The organism is Arcicella lustrica, assembly GCF_034930985.1.
Classification (GTDB): Bacteria; Bacteroidota; Bacteroidia; order Cytophagales; family Spirosomataceae; genus Arcicella; species Arcicella lustrica.
Genome location: NZ_JAYGIM010000005.1, coordinates 17,230 through 36,333, shown reverse-complemented (window position 1 = coordinate 36,333; position 19,104 = coordinate 17,230). Strand labels below are relative to the sequence as shown.

Sequence of the window (19,104 nt, the reverse complement as noted above, 5' to 3'; positions counted from 1 at the left end):
GAGAATATCATTGGACTAATTTTTTAATCGACTATTTGATAAAACTATACAAAAACGGTGCTTTGTGCGATTTGCCTAAAAACTGTTTTTCATGTCGTTTCAAAATCTCTAAACCAAGTATTTGTCTTTGAAAGGTAGTTCTACGAATATTTTCCCCTAAAATTGCTTCATATACTTGTTGGTATTGTTTCATTGTGAATTTTTCAGGTAATAAATTCGCCCCAACTAGTTTTTTATTGATATTTCCACGAAGTGTTTCCAAGGCTTTTTGCACCATTTCGTGGTGGTCGAGCATCAACGGCGGTAATTCATTGATTGGATACCATTCGCAACTATCAGATAATTCGTCGGGCTTGGGTTTTACTTCATTAAAATTGATTAAAGCATAATATCCTACCGAAATAAAACGCTCTAACAACCAGTGATTTTCTCCCGCTTTTAGATGTCCATTACTCAACATAATTTTTTCAATCGTTGCAGGAATGTATCTTTCCAAAGAACCAAAAGTGTGAAATTGCTCTAAATAGATGTTTTCTAAACCTGTTCTATCGTACAAACCCCTTCTCACGGCATCGTCAAGACTTTCATTTTCCTTCACAAATCCACCAGGTAAAGCAAACAGTTTGGTATTACTATAGCCAGAAATCAAAATTTTTAAGGTTGAGCCATCAAAGCCAAAAATGACTGAATCATAGGCGATATGAGCTAAAAAGCCAGATTCTTTAGCTGTTTTTACATACTTTGAAGGGATGTGTTTTTCTGACATTTTTAAAAAATAATAAGATTTAATTGTATTTTTCTGTAATTCATTTTAATATTGTCACAAATTGAGACAATAGATTCAATCTTTCATAAAACTAACAAATAAAATGAAATTTAACATCAGATTACTCATCTTACTCTGTGCACTAACAACGCTCAATATTACTGCACAAGCACAAAAAAATGGTTATGTATTACCCGTTCAAGCCAAAACAGTGAATGGAATTGTTGAAGGAGAATTTGATGTGCGTTCAAATATCCATACTTTCAAAGGCATTCCTTATGCACAACCTCCTGTTGGTGATTTGAGATGGAAAGAGCCTCAACCTGTAAAAAATTGGACTGGCGTTTTAGAAACCAAACAATTTGGACCAAAAGCCGTACAACCAGCAATTTTTGGCGATATGGGTTTTAGAAGTAATGGTATGAGCGAAGACTGTTTGTATTTGAATGTTTGGACGCCAAAAGTAAAAACACAAGAAAAAATGCCAGTATTGGTTTATTTTTATGGTGGTGGTTTTATTGCAGGCGATGGTTCTGAACCACGTTATGACGGAGAAAGTATGTCGAAAAAAGGAATTGTTACAGTTACTTTAAATTATAGATTAGGTATATTTAGCTTTTTCTCGCATCCAGAATTAACAAAAGAATCTCCGAATAAAGCTTCTGGAAATTATGGTTATTTAGACCAAAGTGCTGCTTTGAGATGGGTGAAAGCAAACATTGCAAATTTTGGTGGTGACCCGAACAAAATCACGATTGCTGGTGAATCAGCAGGTTCTGTTTCAGTAAGTGCGCAAATGGTTTCGCCATTGTCAAGAAACTTAATCGCTGGTGCGATTGGTGAAAGTGGTGGATTAGTATTCCCAACATTGGCAGCTGTTTCATTACAAGAAGGTGAAAAAACAGGTACTTCGTTTGCACAAAAAGCAGGTGTGAATTCTTTGAAAGAATTGCGTGCGATGACTACTTATGAAGTTTATCAAAAAATGATGGAATTTGGTGTTTGGAATTTCAAATCAACACTTGATGGTTACTTTTTACCAAAAACGCTTCCTGAAGTTTATGCAAGTAAAGAACACGCCAATGTACCTTTATTAGTAGGTTGGAATTCGGAAGAAATGAATTATAAAGCTTTGACAAAAGGAAAAGAAGCTACTCCAGAAGTTTATACAAATACCGTAAAAGAACTTTATGGTGAAAAAGCAGAGGAAGTATTAAAATTATATCCAGCAGGAACAGCCGAAGAAACAGAACAATCGGCAACGGCTTTGGCTGGCGACCGTTTTATCGCTTTTTCAACTTGGAAATGGTTTGATGCACACCGTAAAAATAGCAATCAACCAGTTTATCGTTACTTTTATGCACATCCAAGACCAGATATGAAAGCCCAAGATGTTGAAGCTGCATTGGCTGGCGGTGTTGTAAAAAGAGATAAAAATGCTCCGAAAGCGCCAAAACCAAAAGGCGCAGTTCATTCGGCTGAAATTGAATATGCGATGGGAAATTTAGGAGGAAATGCTACTTACGATTGGAACGCAGATGATTATAAAGTATCGGAAACGATGCAAAACTATTTTGCGAATTTTATCAAAACAGGCAATCCAAATGGCGCAGGTTTAGAAAATTGGCCAGTAGCAAAAGACGAAGCCAATCCAGATGTGATGATTATTAAAGTACAATCAAAAGCAATAAAAACTCCGAATGATAATCGTTATTTATTTTTAGATAAAGAATATCAGAAGAAATAAAATAAATAAAAATCCGTTTTGGTCGTGACCGAGACGGATTTTTATTTTTATAAATGATACTACATTTTTAAGTAAAAAATCTAACTTTCCTACTTCTACTCATTTTAAAGCACAGATTCGTCAAGTCTTGAAAACTAAGTATTAAATACTAATATTTCAACTAAATCTAGGAATAATTACAAGTATAAAAATTGCAAGAAAAAATACTGTTAATGAATCTCGAAAATTTGCTTTTATCAAAGTTATATCTGTAATTTTGCTAACAGAAAAATAACCCATCTTTAATTCTTTTTTAATCTGACATTTATTGCGAATTCTTACCAAAACCATTTGACATTTAATACATTGGTTGAGGGAACTTTATTTTCCAAAAAATAGGTTCTAATAATTCAAAAAAAATATAATTAAAGTCATGTCTGACGCAATTAAACACGAGTGCGGGATAGCGCTAATCCGTCTTCGGAAAGACTATCAGTATTATATCAACAAATACAACACGCCATTGTACGGTTTGAACAAATTGTATTTGATGATGGAAAAACAGGTAAACCGAGGACAAGACGGTGCAGGAGTAGCCAACATCAAGATTGATGTTCCTCCGGGTCATCGTTATATCAGTCGCTATCGTTCTGTTGAACAAAATGCTGTACCTGATATTTTTGGAAAGATTTACAAGAAATTCCGAAAAGCTCTGAAGGACAACAAAGACAAAGCTAAAGATGCTCATTGGATTCAAGAAAATGTGGCTTTTTCTGGCGAGGTATTTTTAGGACACCTTCGCTACGGAACACACGGACAGAATGAAATTGAGAACTGCCATCCGATGCTCAGACAAAGTAACTGGAGAAGTAGAAACTTAGTAATGGCTGGAAATTTCAACATGACAAATGTTGAAGAATTATTCGACAAACTGGTTTCACTTGGTCAGCATCCTAAAGAAAAAGTGGATACTGTAACGGTAATGGAGAAAATTGGTCATTTTTTAGATGAAGAAAACCAACGCCAATTCGAGTACTTCAAAAGCGAATATCACAATCCAGAATTATCAGATGTTATTCAGGATAATATAGATTTACAAAGAGTTCTACAACGTTCTTGCCGTGATTTTGATGGTGGATACGCCATGTGCGGAATGACTGGATACGGCGCAGCCTTTGTAGCACGTGACCCAGCAGGAATCAGACCAGCATTTTATTATGCAGACGACGAAGTAGTAGTAGTAGCTTCAGAAAAACAAGCTATCAAAACAAGCTTCAATTGTAATTATGAAGATATTAAAGAAGTGCAACCAGGACACGCTTTAATTATCAATAAAAATGGAGATTACTCTGAAAAGCAATTCATTGAGCCCATCGAAAGAAAATCTTGTAGTTTCGAACGTATTTATTTCTCAAGAGCTTCTGATCCAGATATTTATGCTGAACGCAAGCAATTAGGGCGTTTAGTGATTCCACAAGTACTTCAAGAAGTTAGCTTCGACCTTAAAAATACGGTATTTTCTTATATTCCGAACACTGCTGAAACTGCCTTTTTGGGTATGATTGAAGGCTTGGAAGATTATCTTGCCAAAGAGCGTAAGAAGGCAATTATGGAAGGTGTTTTATTTGAAAAAGACCTTGAAGATTTGCTTACTTTCCGTCCAAGAGTCGAGAAATTGATTTCTAAAGATGTTAAATTAAGAACATTTATCACCAATGATGCCGACCGTAATGATATGGTGGCGCATGTTTATGATACTACTTTTGAGGTAATCAAAAAAGGGGTTGATAATGTAGTTTTGATTGATGACTCAATTGTGCGTGGAACTACTTTAGAGCGTTCTATCGTGAGATTATTAGATAAATTAGGACCAAAGAAAATCGTTATCGTTTCCTCTGCGCCACAGATTCGTTATCCTGATTGTTATGGTATTGATATGTCTCGTATGAAAGAATTTGTAGCTTTCCGTGCGGCTTATCAATTACTGATTGAAAGAAATATGGATGATGTGTTAGAAGAAACTTTAGGACGTTGTTTGGCTGCGATAGAATTAGGAACTGCTCATAAAGAAAACTTTGTAAAAGCTATCTATGAGCCATTTACTACCGAAGAGATTTCTGATAAAATCGCTGAATTAGTAAAACCTAAAGATTTGAAAGCTGAATTAGCGATTGTTTATCAGACTGTTGATAGCTTAAATAAAGCTTGTCCGAATGATACTGGAGATTGGTATTTCACAGGTAATTATCCAACACCAGGAGGTAACAAAGTAGTAAATACTGCTTTTGTAAACTTTATGAAAGGTGTTGAAATGAGAGCTTACTAAGGTTGTAGAGTCTTACTAGAAATAATAAAAAGACTTGCCAAAGAATATTTGGCAAGTCTTTTTTGTTTATGGAGTTTATACCTGAATATAGATGATTTTATGTGCAATAATCAATCTATTTTATTCAAAGTTTTGAATTAAGAGAAAGATGATGTTTTAAAACCTAAAATATTGAAAAGATTTGTTCGGTTGAACTTGAAATTACTATAAGTATTGAAGTTGAAAATGCAGGATAAATAAACATATAAATTTTATAAACGCTGTAATTTAAAATATTCTAAAAACTTCCCATCATTTCTTCCTCATCTGGAAACTGAAATTCAACATTGGAGTAAGAGTGTTCGATATGCTGGCTTTGGGAAAATAATAGTGTTAAATTGCAAAACAATTTAAACGTATTTACTTGATATTTAACAATCTACAAAATCATAAAAGCCTATAGGTCAATTTGCAATTTATGTAAACTAGCGCTCGCTAGTTTTGTATAGATAAATACGGTTGAACTTTATAGCATTTAATACAATGACTAAGCGAAAAATCTCTTTATTTATTATTTTATTCCTTATGTGTTTAGTTGGCTTTGTTATGTCAGCTTCAATCCTTATTTGGGGATATGTTGAGCTTGCTTCAATATTTTTATCGATTAATAATGTACCATTAACTACTTTACAAATAAAGTTGATACTTAGCTAATCCTAGCCCAGTTGCTGGCATTGGCTCTTTGGTTTTCTACTTGCTCTTTAATCATTGCATTTTTGGGTAATTCCAAATCGTTGTCTTCTTCTAAAATAGCAGTTGCACATTCTCTTGCTACTCTCAGGATTTCCCCATCTTTAGCCAAATCGGCAATGAGTAAATCAATAACACCACTTTGTTGTGTTCCTGATAAATCGCCTGGACCACGCAATTGCAAATCAACATCGGCAATTTCGAAACCATCTGTCGTTCTTACCATCGTTTCTAAACGAATACGAGTATCCTTTGACAGCTTTACATCCGTCATCAAAATACAATAACTTTGTTCGGCTCCACGCCCTACTCGTCCACGTAATTGATGCAATTGTGCCAAGCCAAAACGTTCGGCACTTTCTATGACCATGATAGAAGCATTCGGTACATTTACGCCAACTTCAATCACGGTAGTTGCCACCATAATTTGTGTTTCTTTTTTGATGAAACGCTGCATTTCAAAATCCTTATCCGCTGGTTTCATTTTTCCATGAACAATACTGACGTGGTATTCTGGAAATGCACGAACGATACTTTCGTAACCGTCCGTCAAGAATTTATAATCCAATTTTTCAGATTCTTCAATCAGTGGATAAACGACATATACTTGTCGCCCTTTTTTGATTTCATCTCGCATAAAACCAAAAACATTTAATCGGTGCGAGTCGTAGCGATGAACAGTTTTAATCGGTTTTCTTCCTTTAGGCAATTCATCAATGATTGAAACATCTAAATCACCATAAAGTGTCATCGCCAAAGTTCTTGGAATTGGCGTTGCCGTCATCACCAAAATATGTGGATGTATTACAGAATTTTTCTCCCAAAGTTTTGCTCGTTGCGCTACGCCAAAGCGATGTTGTTCATCAATAACGACAAAACCCAAATTCTGAAATTGTACAATATCTTCTAAAATGGCATGTGTACCAACAAGTATTTTGAGTGAACCATCCAACAATCCTTCATGAATAATACCACGGGCTTTTTTACGAACAGAACCTGTTAATTTATCAATTTTAATTCCGAGACTTTCGGCAAAATCTTTTAAACCCTGATAATGTTGGTCTGCAAGAATTTCAGTAGGAGCGATGATACAAGCCTGAGCATCATTACTGATTGCTAAAAGCATACAAATAAAAGCGACAATAGTTTTGCCAGAACCTACATCTCCTTGCAATAATCGGTTCATTTGTTTGCCAGACTTCATATCTTCAAAAATCTCTTTGATTACTTTCTTTTGAGCATTGGTTAAGTCAAAAGGCAAATGATTTTTGTAGAATTCAGTCACCAAACTTGTACTTTTAAATACTTGTCCGTTATAATCAATTCTTCGGCTAAGTTTTTGTTTAATAAGCCGAAGCTGATTATAAAAAAGCTCTTCAAACTTCAATCTACGCTTTGCCTGATGTAGCCAAGCTTCTGATTGTGGAAGATGAATGTTATAAACAGCATCTTTTTTTTCAACCAGACGGAATTTTAGTCTGAGATTATCAGGAAGTGTTTCTCGGATTTTATCATAAGCCAAATCCAACAAATTGCGTTGCATCGTCGCAATTACTTTTGAATCTACATATCGTTTTTTTAATTTTTCGGTTAAACCGTAAACTGGCTGAAAGTAACCACCTTTTTCATTGATAGGATTCGGCAATTCCATTTCTGGATGCTGCATTTGCGGGCGACCTTGAAAAAAAGCGGGCTTTCCATAAATAATATATTCTGTACTTGGTCTTAATTTTTTCTCTAAAAAACTTACTCCTTGAAACCAAGTAAGTTCCATCGAACCCGTTCCATCCGAAAACTGAGCGGTCAATCTGGCTTTGTGTCCTTCGCCAATTTTTTCTACAAAATGTAGCCTCCCTTTAATTTGGGCAACATCCATTCCATCATATAAATCAGAAATTTTATGAAATTTAGTGCGGTCTTCGTAGCGAAAAGGATAGTATTGAATTAAATCTCCATAGGTGAAAATTTGTAATTCGGTATTCAATAGTAAAGCTCTGGCAGCACCTACCCCTTTGAGAAATTCTATACGAGTATCGAAAAAATTGTTTTGCATAATTTACACTTAATTGCAACGTTCTTAGTAAGTTAGTATCTTACATGATAAATTTATAAATTGTTCTTCTACTGTCAAAGACATCATTATTATCAATAAGGATAAACAATGATGTGAAAATACTGATTTTTAAATCAAAATACTCAAGACCTTCCCTTACAAAATCCTCCCTATCAATTCTGATACAGCTTTACTTCCAATTTTGAATACTGAATACGCTCTGAAATCCAAAAACCATGAAGAAAATTTACAGCATTTTTATACTGTTTACGTGCCTTTTATTGAGCTATGAACTTAAAGCTAGTCATATTCTTGGAGGCAATTTTAGCTTTGTCAGAGGGAGTACACATGGTGCCTTTACTTTAACAATGCACGTGTACTTTGATAAAGTAAGTAGAATCCCCAATCAAGAAGATAATGGTTTAAAAGTTGGTATTTTTAGGAAAAGGGATAATGTTCTGATGAGAACGCTAGTTTTGTTTGCTAATGATTTGAATGGACAACCATTTGTTTACAACAACGCCGCTTGTGCTACTACCCAAGGTTTAGATATTGTCAATATTACTTATACACAAAATATACAGCTGGACCCAACTCAATATGCTGATGCAGACGGCTATTATATTATACATGATAGATGTTGTAGAAATGTAGCTAATAATATCAGTAATTCAGGAAATACTGGTATGCTGTTTTATTTGGAGTTTCCAGCTTTAAAGAAAAATGGAACAGATTTTGTCAATTCTTCTCCAGAGTTTTCTTTTCCTAAAGGTGAATATATTTGTAAAGGACAGCCATTTAGTTTTGATAATTCTGCTACAGATGCCGATGGTGACCAATTGCGTTACTCTTTTGTAACACCTTACAGAGGGTTTAGCTCATCAACAAGGAATAATGGTACTCCAGACCCAATTGGTACGTCTAATATACCAACCATTACGTGGAACAGTGGATATAGTGCAACAACGGCTATTCCTGCTGAAAATCCGGGAATGAAGATTGATAATCAAGGCATAATTACGCTTACAGCTACCGAACTTGGGCTTTTTGTCTATTCTGTTTTGGTAGAAGAAATTAGAAATGGCGTAGTGATTGGGCAGACTCGAAGAGATTTTCAATTGAAAGTAATTGACTGTTTTGATGCTCCTGCAAAACCTGCTGTTTTTCGAGATTTAGCTCCTGTGAAAATTCACGCAACCACGATTGATTTTTGTGATTATGGTTTTGTTGAACTCGCTACAGAAATCAACAGCCGATATTTGTATCAATGGCAAAAAGATGATGTAAACCTTGTCAACGAAAATCGCTATAAAATAAGAGTGAATGAACCGGGAAAATACACGGTAATTATAGGTTATAATACGGGTTGTAGCGAAACATCTACTTCGGATGAAACCATCGTAAAAAAAGTAACAGGTGAACAATATGCTATTAATCCCGATGAAAAAAAGGTCTGTCTTGATGAAATACCAGTTAAACTAACGATTCAAAAACAAGATGGAAGTACTTTTGCGACAAGTGCTTATAGTTATTCTTGGACTCGTAATACCTTTGATGTCCCGAACAGTGACAGCCATGAAATAAATGTCAATTTATCAGGGGAATATCGTGCTAGAATGACTCAGATTGGCGGTATTTGCGAATATGAACCAATTGCCAAAGTAACAGTTTATGCTTTGCCCGATGCCTTGTTTACGAACAAAATAGATAAAAAAGTAATCTGCGATGGAGAAAGTATTCCACTTATCGCCAATTTAGGATATAACTTAAAATACGATTGGTACAAAGATGATGTTTCCATCCAAAATTCAACGGTGAATAAATTTGATGTTAAAACATCTGGAATTTATAAAGTACTGGTTACGGATGAAAACAATTGTAAAAAAATGTCGGATACTTTAAAACTGACAGTCAATCCTTTAACGCCCATCAAATTTGATACAATTTTTCCTTTTTGTGGCACTGCTAATCTGAAACTTGATTTACTAAATTACGTCACTCCTTATGATGCAACTATGTCAAAATTCTTAGGCAGAGGTGTGAATGGTACAACTTTCTCGCCTTTGATTTATGGCGCTTCGCCAATTACTTATCAATACACCAATGGTTATGGTTGTGTTTCTAAAATCACTAGAATCACTTTTGTGGATTTGCCCCCAAAAGTATTATTAGGCAACGATTTAGTGATTTTCAGAGGAGATACCATTACGCTAAAAAGCCAAGCAAGCGGAGGTTTTGATAATAATCTAACTTACGAATGGTCGCCAGCTAATAGTTTGAATAATGCTAATATTCCAACGCCAATAGCTTCGCCAATTGCAGATACTGAATATACTTTAAAAGTAACATCATCGCTAAGTAATTGTACCAATAGTGATAATATTTTGGTGAAAGTCAAAGCAAAAATCATTGTTCCCTCAGGTTTTACGCCCAATGAAGATAATGTAAACGACGTTTGGGTGTTGGAAGGTATTGAAGAATATCCCAAAGCTGAGGTGAAAATTTATAACCGTTGGGGAGGTGAAATTTTTAGCACAATGAATTATTCTTCCAACCCTTTTAATGGACGAAAAGATAGTGAAAATTTGCCAGCGGCTACTTATTATTATGTTATCAAAGCGGATGAAGACATTCGTCCGATTACGGGATATTTAACCATTGTTCGATAATTTTTGAGAATAAACCAATAAAATGCAGGATTGAGATTAAATTTGCAGTTCGGGATACGCTTTTCTATCCTCAAAATCTAAATCATTATGCAAGGATTACTCGATCAACAGTTCAATGAAGGTGGTGTTGTAATTACCAAAGTAGATGACCTCATCAATTGGGCACGTCTTAGCTCGCTTTGGCCAATGGGTTTTGGTTTGGCTTGTTGTGCCATTGAAATGATGCAAACGATGGCTTCTGGCTATGATTTAGACCGTTTTGGAGTTTTCCCAAGACCTTCACCTCGCCAGTCGGATGTAATGATTGTAGCAGGAACAGTAACGTTTAAAATGGCGGATAGAATCCGTCGCCTTTATGAACAAATGCCTGAACCACGCTATGTTATTTCAATGGGAAGTTGTTCAAACTGTGGCGGTCCTTATTGGGAACATGGCTATCACGTTGTAAAAGGTGTTGACAGAATTATTCCAGTAGATGTATATGTGCCGGGTTGCCCACCTCGACCAGAAGCTTTGATTGGTGGATTTTTGCAATTGCAAGAAAAAATCAGAAATGAAAGTTTGGTTGCTCCTAAAGCATTATTAGAAATGGAAGCAGAAGAGGCAAGAAACCAAAAACCAGCCTTTGCAGTGAAAGCATAAACAAGATGAACATAGAGAACTTTAAAAATATTCTGATAGAAAAATTCGGAGAAGGAATCATTCTTCAAAGCGACCACCAAAGTATTGCTGTACCAACAGAAAATATTGCGGAGGTTTGTCAATTGATGCTTGAACACGAAGAATGTTATTTCGATATGCTTTCTTGTTTGACGGCTTTAGATAATGGCGTGGAAAAAGGCACGATGGAAGTGGTTTATAATTTGTACTCCATTCCTTACGAACATAAATTAATGCTGAAAGTGATTTTTCCAAGAAATGAAAAAGGCGAAGCTTTACCAGATGTACCAACTGTAAGCAATATCTGGAAAACAGCAGATTGGCATGAAAGAGAAGCCTTTGATTTGGTAGGAATTAACTTTACAGGCCACCCAGATTTACGAAGAATTTTATTGCCAGAAGATTGGGACGGACATCCACTCAGAAAAGATTATCAAGCACAAGAGTATTATCACGGCATCCAAGTAAAGTACTGATTTCAATTCAAAACCATGAAAATTAGCGTAGTTCTGATTACTTTCAATTCTGAAAAAACATTAACAAAAGTACTTGAAGCCGTAACTTGGGCAGATGAGATTGTACTGGTGGATTCTGGAAGTAGCGATAAAACGCTAAAAATTGCTGAAGCTTTTAAGGCAAAAGTAGTTTACCGAAAATTTGATAATTATGGTATGCAAAAGAATTTTGCTACACTTCAAGCTTCAAACGATTGGATACTTTCTTTGGATGATGATGAAATTTTAAGTGATGAATTACAGCTTGAAATTCAAAATTTATCGCTTGAAAATGATGAATTACAAGCTTATAAAATTCCTCGTTCTTTAATTTTTCTAGGAAAATTATTACGTTTCAGTGGCGAATACAAAAGACTTACATTAAGACTTTTCAATCGAAATTTTGGGAATTGGAATACTGAACACGTTCACGAAAGTGTAGCAATACAAGGCAAAATTGGTGTGTTAGCGAATCATATTTTACACGATAGCTACCGTGATTTGACTGATTACTTCAATAAATTCAATAAATATACTTCGCTCGGAGCAAAAACGTTGGCTGAACGTGGGAAGAAAGCTTCCGTTTCAACCATCGTTTTGCGTTTCCCGATTACGTTCTTAAAAATTTACCTCCTCAAAGCTTCTTGCTTAGACGGCTACGCAGGTTTTATGTGGGCGTTGCTTTCGGCAATGAATCCCGTCATTAAATATGCGAAACTGAAGGAATCAGAAAATCTTTAGTCGTCTTAAATTCAAAACCTTCTTTTTGTAAAAAAGCCATCAATTTATCGAATCGCTCCAACATTTTTTTACCGTTATTTCTGTGCAAATAAAATGGATATTTTGCGCCATTGGGTAAATCTGTATAATCTGTAAACTCCCAAGGATGAAAGTACAAATGCAAATATCCATCCGCTTCCACTACTTTTTTACATAAATAAAAAAAGTAAGACAAAGGGAAATTATGAAAAGCAATCCAAAATAAAGGCACTCGCCAAGCAGGTGAAACCGAAGCTGGAAAGTGTATTAAATCATTCTGAGTAAAGTAAGTCCGAGAAATATGTCGATAATCGTATCGTCCCGGCAAATAAGTTGGATTGATTGACGCATTGTATAAATAACCAGCCTCCAACAAATCAGCATCCGAAACGGGTGCCATTCTTGGCATTCTGAAACCTACTACTTCTTGTTGCGTAATATTTTCTAAAATGGCTTTAGAAGTACTCAAATCCTCTTTTTTATGACTTGAATGATAATGATTATGCGAAGCAATTTCGTGCTTTTTACTTAATTCTCTTATTTGTTCAGTTTTTGCCAAAGCATAAACGCCAGTGCAGTAAAACGTTGCTGTGGCATTGTACTTTTCTAAAACAGAAGTAATAGATTGTAAACCTTGATACGAAGTAGCGATTTGCTCTTTCATTTCGGGTTTTCCACCATATTCAAAAGGCATATCAAACTCTTCTACATCAAAACTCAACAAGGCTATTTTCATGAATATTTTGTTCTTGTATAATGTACAAAGGTCTTTCTTTATTTTGGATTAAAATTTTACCAATATAAATTCCTAAAACACCGAGTACAATTAAGTTTAATCCTCCAAAAAAGGCAATCGTCATCAAGATGGAAGCCCAACCATCAACAGCTTGCCCGATTGCAAAACTATAAAGTACATAAGGCAAATACAAAAATGACATCAAGGCAAAAAAGAAACCAATATAAATTGCCGTATAAAGTGGTTTTATACTGAAGGAAGTAATGCCTGCCAAAGCTAAACGCATCATTTTAGCGAAAGTATATTTACTTTCTCCAGCAAAACGCTTGTTGGCTTTGTATTTAATTGTTGCTTGGTCGTAACCAATCCATTGAATCATTCCTCTTAAAAAAACATCTTGTTCTTTTGATTTTTTTAAGGTTTCAGTTACTTGTCGGTCGATTAAACGGAAATCTGCTTGTCCAGGTTCTAACTTTAAATCACTTACTTTATTCAGTACTTGATAAAAACGTTTGCTCGATTGTTTTTTGAACCATGATAAATCTTGGTCTTCTTCACGAAGTGTGTTGACCATGTTTACTTTTTTCTTCAACCAAAGCTCAATCAAATCAGGAATCATTTCTGGTGGATGCTGCAAATCGCTATCCATCATAATAATGGCGTCGGCATTGATGGTATCAATCCCAGCTTTCAAAGCAATTTGTTGTCCGAAATTCCTAGAAAAAGAAAGGTATTTAACGGATTCGTCTTTCTTTGCTAATGTTCTAATAACCGAAAGCGTATCATCTTTACTGCCATCGTTTACAAAACAAAACTCAAAAGAATAAGGAAGTTTATCAATTACTTTTTTTACGGCATGATAAAAAACTAAAAGGTTTTCACCTTCATTGTACGCTGCCGAGAGGATACAAATGTTTAGTCTTGATTGATCCATAATGTTTTAATTTCTGAGGTTTCATCGAATAAGAGTTGGTAAATACAAGCAAACCAAACCAAGCAACATGGAAAGGCTTTGATTGAATACAGAATGATTTTCATCCGTAACCAATCGGGAAAAATATCAGTTGCGGTAAGCGAAGTCACCACCGTAACAGTAATAAGTAAAACCCAAACCCATTTTTGTATTGGAAAATCTTGTGTGATAAACCAAATTGCTACACCCGTTACCGCAATAATAAATGTTGGAGATTCGGATGAAGAAGAAAAAATAACTACAAAAATGGACAGGGAGGCAAGGTATCTTAATTGAAAGAGTATGTTTTTATATTGTTTGAATCTTAATAAAGGCATTACTTGTAAAATAAAACCTGGGATAATAAAAAATAGATTAGACAGCTGTGGAAAACCGCCTACTCGTCTGACCAAACCCATCAGCGAAACATCTTGCATACTTGTTCCCATACCATTTTCAACACCTTGGTTTTGGATGTTTTTATGCACCAAACTGTTGTACCAATCTAAGTAAGATTGTACGATAAAGGAAGGAGAACTAATTGCCATCGGCAACACAAAAAGTACAATTGCCCATAAAAAACAATAAGCAATGTATTTGATTTTACTTTCTGAAAATACCCAAAATGCTAAACCGACAATTCCGTACAGTTTCACAAAAGCACCAAGCATCACAAACAATGTTGCCCAAATTACTTGGTCTTTTTTGACAAAATGCCATGAGAAAATAATAAAAGCAACCACCGTAGGGTTCACCTGAACACTATGAGAAGAAGTATTCAAATCAACTAAACAAATGGCTAATAAAATCCATTGATAGGCTGGTTTTATTGGTAATAAGGTAAGTGCTTTATACAGTGCAAAAGCTTGTAAACAATTCCAAAGTGGTATGCCAATTCCATTAGGAATATAAGTAAAAGGCATAATGATTAAGCTAAACAATGGCCCATAATGATTGCTATCAAAGTACTCTTTGGGATAGAGATTATATAAATTTAAGCCTTCAATTAGATGGTGATATACACCTGTGAAAATATTATAATTGTTTACTTCGCCTAACCTCCATTTAAGAAATCCAGCAAGAGCAGGCGTAAAAAACCATAAAAAGGGGAAAAGCTTACGCTTGTCTTTAAATACGGAAAGTATCATTTAAATCAGTATATATTTATATTAGCAATTAGTGTTCTAACAATAGAATCTTCCTAAATCGACCTGACTTTTGGGTATTCTCCCAATATTTTAGCCAGAAAAATTATAACAAAGTGCTATAATGGACGCTAATTCGGTCGAGAAGGTTGGATTTGAAACAATAAAAAGAATGAGAGAAATGCTTAATAGCATTGCGCTGGAAGATTTGGTTTGAGAAAACCTTTTGCCAGAAAGAGTAGAAAGTAAATTCTACCTGATAAAACCTCAACCCGAAAACAGGTAAAGGTCTTAATGGTTGTAAAGACAATTTCATAAAAGCAATTAGTATATATTAAAGAGATTTCAAAGCCTTAGTGAGAGCTTATATACAAAATTAGTATTAATCTTTTACAATTTAGTGATTTTTAGCTAATCCTTCAAGTACTATATTGCAGATATAATGTTCTAGCAAAATAGTCAACACATTTTCACTAAATTTGTATGAGTTATTTTTAATTAACGTTCAAATCTGAAACAATTTTCATTGAAAACTTACTTTCGTATTCTTCAATATGCTGAGTCTTTAAGAGCCTTCGCATTTCCATATTTTATTCTTTCATTGCTTGCAAGTTTATTCGGCATTCTAAATTTTACTTTACTGATTCCTTTACTTGATGTACTTTTTGATAAAGTGCAAATGGTTGATTTACAGAAATTTAGTATTAAGCCTGAGTTCTCACTTGAATCTGATTACTTTAAAGAGATTTTCAATTATTACTTCTATCAAATCATTGGTTTATATGGCAGAATGGGCGCTTTGAAGTTTGCCTGTGTTGCCATTGTGGTATCGGTAGTTTGTTCAAATATCTTTCGTTACTTTTCTCAAAGAATTCTCAAAACCGTAGAAGCACAAACCATTGCTTCATTGCGCCAAGCTATTTTCGAGAAAACACTTAATCTACATTTTGGGTTCTTCAACAATGAAAGAAAAGGAAACCTGATGGCGCATCTTACTACTGATGTTCAAGAAGTAGAAAACTCTGTAGGAAGAGCCTTCACGGCAAGTTTTAAAGAAGTATTTACTTTAGTAATGTACTTTGTTTTCTTGTTCAATATGTCGGTGAAGCTGACGCTTTTTTCTTTATTAATTTTGCCAATTTCGGGTGGAGTAATTGCTACGATAAGTCGTCGTTTACGTCGAGCTGCCCGTGAAGTACAAGAACGCCAAAGTGCAATGATTGGCACACTAGACGAAGTATTCGGCGGAATGAGAATTGTAAAAGGTTTCAATGCCGAAAAAGTAGTTGCTGAAAAATTCAAGGAACAAAATTATGGCTATAAATCTGCTGTCTTGCGCATGGTCTATCGTCAAGAAATGACTTCGCCAGTTTCAGAAGCTTTGGGCGTAACCGTTATCGCTGGAATTTTATTGTATGGCGGTTCGTTGGTGATTAATAACGACGAAAGCCTAAGTGCTTCCACTTTTATTTCATTTATTATTCTGTTTTCGCAAGTAATGCGACCAGCAAAAGTAATTGCAGATGCTTTTAGTGGCGTACAAAGAGGAATTGCTTCGGCAGAAAGAATCTTGAAATTGATTGATACTGTTCCTGCCATTCAAGATGCCGAAAATGCTGTTGCTATTCCAGAATTTAAGGAAGAAATAGAGTTCAAAAATGTAAGTTTTGAATATCAAGAAGGTAGAAAGGTATTAGATAATATTTCTTTCAAAATCCAAAAAGGAAAGACTATTGCTTTGGTGGGAACTTCGGGCGGAGGAAAATCAACTCTTGCCGACCTTGTTCCAAGATTTTATGACCCGACGGAAGGACAAATTTTAATGGATGGTGTTGATTTAAAACAAATTACCCAAGCTTCTTTAAGTAAGCAAATTGGTATCGTTACGCAGGAATCTATTTTGTTTAATGACACTGTTGCTAACAATATCACTTTCGGTTCGGTGGCGACTGATGCCCAAATTGAAGAAGCTGCCAAGATTGCCAATGCGCATCAATACATTTCACAATTGGCTGATGGTTATCAAACTTTTATTGGCGACCGTGGCGGTCGTTTATCGGGTGGTCAACGCCAGCGTTTGAGTATCGCAAGAGCGGTTTTGAAAAATCCACCGATTTTAATTCTGGACGAAGCCACCTCTGCCTTAGATACGGAATCAGAAAAATTAGTACAAGAAGCCCTGACGCACTTGATGAAAAACCGAACCACTTTGGTAATTGCCCACAGACTCAGTACAATTCAACATGCGGATGAAATTTTGGTCATCAATCATGGTAAAATTGTAGAAAGAGGCACTCATAATGAGCTTTTAGCCAACGAGAATGGTTTCTATAAAAAGTTGAACAGTATGCAGGAAGCATAAATAGTCGTAGCGGAAAATTATTTTTGGATTGTGTAAGATTGAATAGCTTCAGCGGAAAATTATTTTTGGATTGTGTAAGATTGAATAGCTTCAGCGGAAAATTATTTTTGGATTGTGTAAGATTGAATAGCTTCAGCGGAAAATTATTTTTGGATTGTGTAAGATTCAGTAGCCTTAGCTGAAAATTATTTTTGGATTGTGTAAGATTCAATAGTCTTAGCGGAAAATTATTTTTGGATTGTGTAAGATTCAATATCCTTAGCGGAAAATTATTTTTGAATTGTGTAAACCTCAAAGTAAAAGACTACATAGTAGCACGAGTTTCCAACTCGTAAAACAAGAAAAATCATGGAAAAACACGCTCAAGAAAGTTGTCCAAGATGCGAAAAACTGTTTACCTGCAAAGTAAACAACATTCTACAATGCGATTGCATGAAAGTAAACCTCACAAAAAAGCAAATAGAATATATCGCCGACGTCAGTCAATGGGAATTTGACGGAGCTTGTTTATGCAAAAATTGTTTAGAAGAACTGAAAGCGATTTCGGATTTGTGATTTCTGAAGTCGGATTTTTAAACAGATTCTCCAGTCTTCCGTTTAAAATCTTACATATTGTTCTTTTCGTCTTTAATCTTCAGTCTTACTTCTTGCTTCTAAAATCTTGCTTCTTGTATCTTGCATCTCAAACATTCTTTACACAAATTTCATCCATATCAGGGCAAGCCTGTGATTGAAAATGAATAGTTTTGCTGAAAATCTCCAAACAATCAGCAAATGAAAAAAACATTTTATTCTCTGCTATTAACGCTTTTGATAAGTACTTCTATGAGCAGTTTTTCCCAACAAAAACTTAATGTAATGACCTTCAATATCCGTCTGGAAACGGTTCAGGATGGAGAAAACCAATGGTCAAAACGTAAAGAAAATCTTAGCAGTATGCTTGAATTTTACGAAGCAGATATTTGTGGAATGCAAGAAGTATTAGTCGGACAAATCAGAAACCTAAGTACTTTATTACCAAGCTATGCTTACGTAGGTGTTGGTCGTGATGATGGCAAAGAGGCGGGTGAATTTTCACCTATTTTTTACAAAAAAGATAAATTTACAGTATTAGAAAGCAATACTTTTTGGTTAAGTCAAACGCCAGAAACACCCAGTAAAAGTTGGGATGCTGCCTTGAATCGTGTAGTGACTTATGCCAAATTCAAAGACAATAAAACGAAAAAAGTATTTTATGTTTTCAACACACATTTCGACCACATCGGACAAGTAGCTCGTCGTGAAAGTGCAAAAATGTTAGTCGCAAAAATCAAGGCAATCGACCCAAAAATTCCAGTGATTTTAACAGGAGATTTCAACAGTACTCCACAAGAAGAGCCAACAATTATTATTAACGAAGGTTTAATAGATGCACAGAAAGTAACAAAACAGCCACATTTCGGACCAATCAGTACATTTAATGGTTTTCAGGCAAAAGAAATTGAAGGTAAATTAATTGACTATATTTTCCTGAACACTGATAAAATTAAAGTATTAAAACACGGAACATTAAGTAATACTTGGAACGGTCGCTTTGCGTCTGACCACCATGCTGTGTTTGCGGAATTGATGTTTTAGGTTTTAAGCTGTCTGTTTTCTGTCTTCGGATGTCGGATTTTAGATTTTGGCTTTCGGTCATCAGCTTTCGGATTTTAGATTTTTTACCTATCTATAAATTAATTCTTCCA

14 protein-coding genes are annotated in these 19,104 nt (G+C 35.1%); 9 read left to right on the top strand and 5 right to left on the bottom strand.

Translation table 11 applies throughout. The features are described from left to right. Window positions 1-31: 31 nt before the first annotated feature. Window positions 32-766 (bottom strand): NUDIX hydrolase, encoded by a 735-nt coding sequence (locus tag VB798_RS06865; RefSeq protein ID WP_323257314.1) that lies wholly within the window; start codon window positions 764-766, stop codon window positions 32-34. Window positions 767-869: 103 nt separating this feature from the next. Here VB798_RS06865 and VB798_RS06860 point away from each other — a divergent pair, with 103 nt between their 5' ends. Next, on the top strand, window positions 870-2,513 hold the full coding sequence (locus VB798_RS06860) for a carboxylesterase/lipase family protein (protein ID WP_323257312.1): 1,644 nt from the start codon (window positions 870-872) through the stop codon (window positions 2,511-2,513). A gap of 412 nt (window positions 2,514-2,925) precedes the next feature. Beyond that, window positions 2,926-4,818: an amidophosphoribosyltransferase gene (locus VB798_RS06855; RefSeq protein WP_323257310.1), complete on the top strand. Its 1,893-nt coding sequence runs from the start codon at window positions 2,926-2,928 to the stop codon at window positions 4,816-4,818. 685 nt (window positions 4,819-5,503) lie between these two features. Here VB798_RS06855 and recG read toward each other — a convergent pair. Next, window positions 5,504-7,600 (bottom strand): ATP-dependent DNA helicase RecG, encoded by a 2,097-nt coding sequence (recG, locus tag VB798_RS06850; protein WP_323257308.1) that lies wholly within the window; start codon window positions 7,598-7,600, stop codon window positions 5,504-5,506. A gap of 236 nt (window positions 7,601-7,836) precedes the next feature. On the opposite strand from recG, the gene VB798_RS06845 reads away from it, so the two are divergent. From VB798_RS06845 to VB798_RS06830, 4 genes are all read left to right on the top strand, one after another. Continuing rightward, entirely contained in the window at window positions 7,837-10,269 is a 2,433-nt protein-coding gene (locus VB798_RS06845; RefSeq protein ID WP_323257306.1) for a gliding motility-associated C-terminal domain-containing protein, read from the top strand. 87 nt (window positions 10,270-10,356) lie between these two features. Beyond that, window positions 10,357-10,911, top strand: a complete 555-nt coding sequence (gene nuoB / locus VB798_RS06840; protein ID WP_323257304.1) for an NADH-quinone oxidoreductase subunit NuoB — start codon at window positions 10,357-10,359, stop codon at window positions 10,909-10,911. A 5-nt stretch (window positions 10,912-10,916) separates the two neighbouring features. Next, window positions 10,917-11,405: an NADH-quinone oxidoreductase subunit C gene (locus VB798_RS06835; protein ID WP_323257302.1), complete on the top strand. Its 489-nt coding sequence runs from the start codon at window positions 10,917-10,919 to the stop codon at window positions 11,403-11,405. Between the two features lie 15 nt (window positions 11,406-11,420). After that, window positions 11,421-12,164 carry a glycosyltransferase family 2 protein gene (locus VB798_RS06830; RefSeq protein ID WP_323257300.1) on the top strand — a complete coding sequence of 248 codons (744 nt, stop codon included), beginning with the start codon at window positions 11,421-11,423 and terminating at the stop codon, window positions 12,162-12,164. Here VB798_RS06830 and VB798_RS06825 read toward each other — a convergent pair. The 3 genes from VB798_RS06825 to VB798_RS06815 are packed head-to-tail and all read right to left on the bottom strand — an operon-like array spanning window position 12,127 to window position 15,018. Beyond that, a complete protein-coding gene (locus VB798_RS06825) occupies window positions 12,127-12,918 on the bottom strand; it encodes a polysaccharide deacetylase family protein (RefSeq protein WP_323257298.1) in 792 nt (263 codons plus the stop codon). The two genes, VB798_RS06830 and VB798_RS06825, sit on opposite strands and share 38 nt — an antisense overlap. Further along, window positions 12,893-13,852: a glycosyltransferase family 2 protein gene (locus VB798_RS06820; RefSeq protein WP_323257296.1), complete on the bottom strand. Its 960-nt coding sequence runs from the start codon at window positions 13,850-13,852 to the stop codon at window positions 12,893-12,895. Before VB798_RS06820 ends, VB798_RS06825 begins: the two co-directional genes overlap by 26 nt. Continuing rightward, window positions 13,834-15,018, bottom strand: coding sequence for a glycosyltransferase family 87 protein (locus tag VB798_RS06815; RefSeq protein ID WP_323257293.1), 1,185 nt, complete (start codon window positions 15,016-15,018; stop codon window positions 13,834-13,836). The genes VB798_RS06820 and VB798_RS06815 overlap by 19 nt, the downstream gene beginning before the upstream one ends. A 523-nt stretch (window positions 15,019-15,541) precedes the next feature. On the opposite strand from VB798_RS06815, the gene VB798_RS06810 reads away from it, so the two are divergent. From VB798_RS06810 to VB798_RS06800, 3 genes are all read left to right on the top strand, one after another. Then, window positions 15,542-17,377 (top strand): ABC transporter ATP-binding protein, encoded by a 1,836-nt coding sequence (locus VB798_RS06810; RefSeq protein WP_323257291.1) that lies wholly within the window; start codon window positions 15,542-15,544, stop codon window positions 17,375-17,377. A 348-nt stretch (window positions 17,378-17,725) separates the two neighbouring features. Beyond that, complete coding sequence (locus VB798_RS06805; RefSeq protein ID WP_323257289.1) at window positions 17,726-17,932, top strand: cysteine-rich CWC family protein; 207 nt, start codon at window positions 17,726-17,728, stop codon at window positions 17,930-17,932. Between the two features lie 219 nt (window positions 17,933-18,151). Beyond that, a complete protein-coding gene (locus tag VB798_RS06800; protein WP_323257287.1) occupies window positions 18,152-18,994 on the top strand; it encodes an endonuclease/exonuclease/phosphatase family protein in 843 nt (280 codons plus the stop codon). Window positions 18,995-19,104 lie beyond the last annotated feature (110 nt).

Coding starts and splice junctions, on each gene's coding strand:
- VB798_RS06830 (WP_323257300.1), top strand. CDS start 11,421: ATGAAAATTAGCGTAGTTCTGATTACTTTCAATTCTGAAAAAACATTA.
- VB798_RS06835 (WP_323257302.1), top strand. CDS start 10,917: ATGAACATAGAGAACTTTAAAAATATTCTGATAGAAAAATTCGGAGAA.
- nuoB (WP_323257304.1), top strand. CDS start 10,357: ATGCAAGGATTACTCGATCAACAGTTCAATGAAGGTGGTGTTGTAATT.
- VB798_RS06845 (WP_323257306.1), top strand. CDS start 7,837: ATGAAGAAAATTTACAGCATTTTTATACTGTTTACGTGCCTTTTATTG.
- VB798_RS06860 (WP_323257312.1), top strand. CDS start 870: ATGAAATTTAACATCAGATTACTCATCTTACTCTGTGCACTAACAACG.
- VB798_RS06800 (WP_323257287.1), top strand. CDS start 18,152: ATGAAAAAAACATTTTATTCTCTGCTATTAACGCTTTTGATAAGTACT.
- VB798_RS06805 (WP_323257289.1), top strand. CDS start 17,726: ATGGAAAAACACGCTCAAGAAAGTTGTCCAAGATGCGAAAAACTGTTT.
- VB798_RS06865 (WP_323257314.1), bottom strand. CDS start 766: ATGTCAGAAAAACACATCCCTTCAAAGTATGTAAAAACAGCTAAAGAA.
- VB798_RS06855 (WP_323257310.1), top strand. CDS start 2,926: ATGTCTGACGCAATTAAACACGAGTGCGGGATAGCGCTAATCCGTCTT.
- VB798_RS06815 (WP_323257293.1), bottom strand. CDS start 15,018: ATGATACTTTCCGTATTTAAAGACAAGCGTAAGCTTTTCCCCTTTTTA.
- recG (WP_323257308.1), bottom strand. CDS start 7,600: ATGCAAAACAATTTTTTCGATACTCGTATAGAATTTCTCAAAGGGGTA.
- VB798_RS06820 (WP_323257296.1), bottom strand. CDS start 13,852: ATGGATCAATCAAGACTAAACATTTGTATCCTCTCGGCAGCGTACAAT.
- VB798_RS06825 (WP_323257298.1), bottom strand. CDS start 12,918: ATGAAAATAGCCTTGTTGAGTTTTGATGTAGAAGAGTTTGATATGCCT.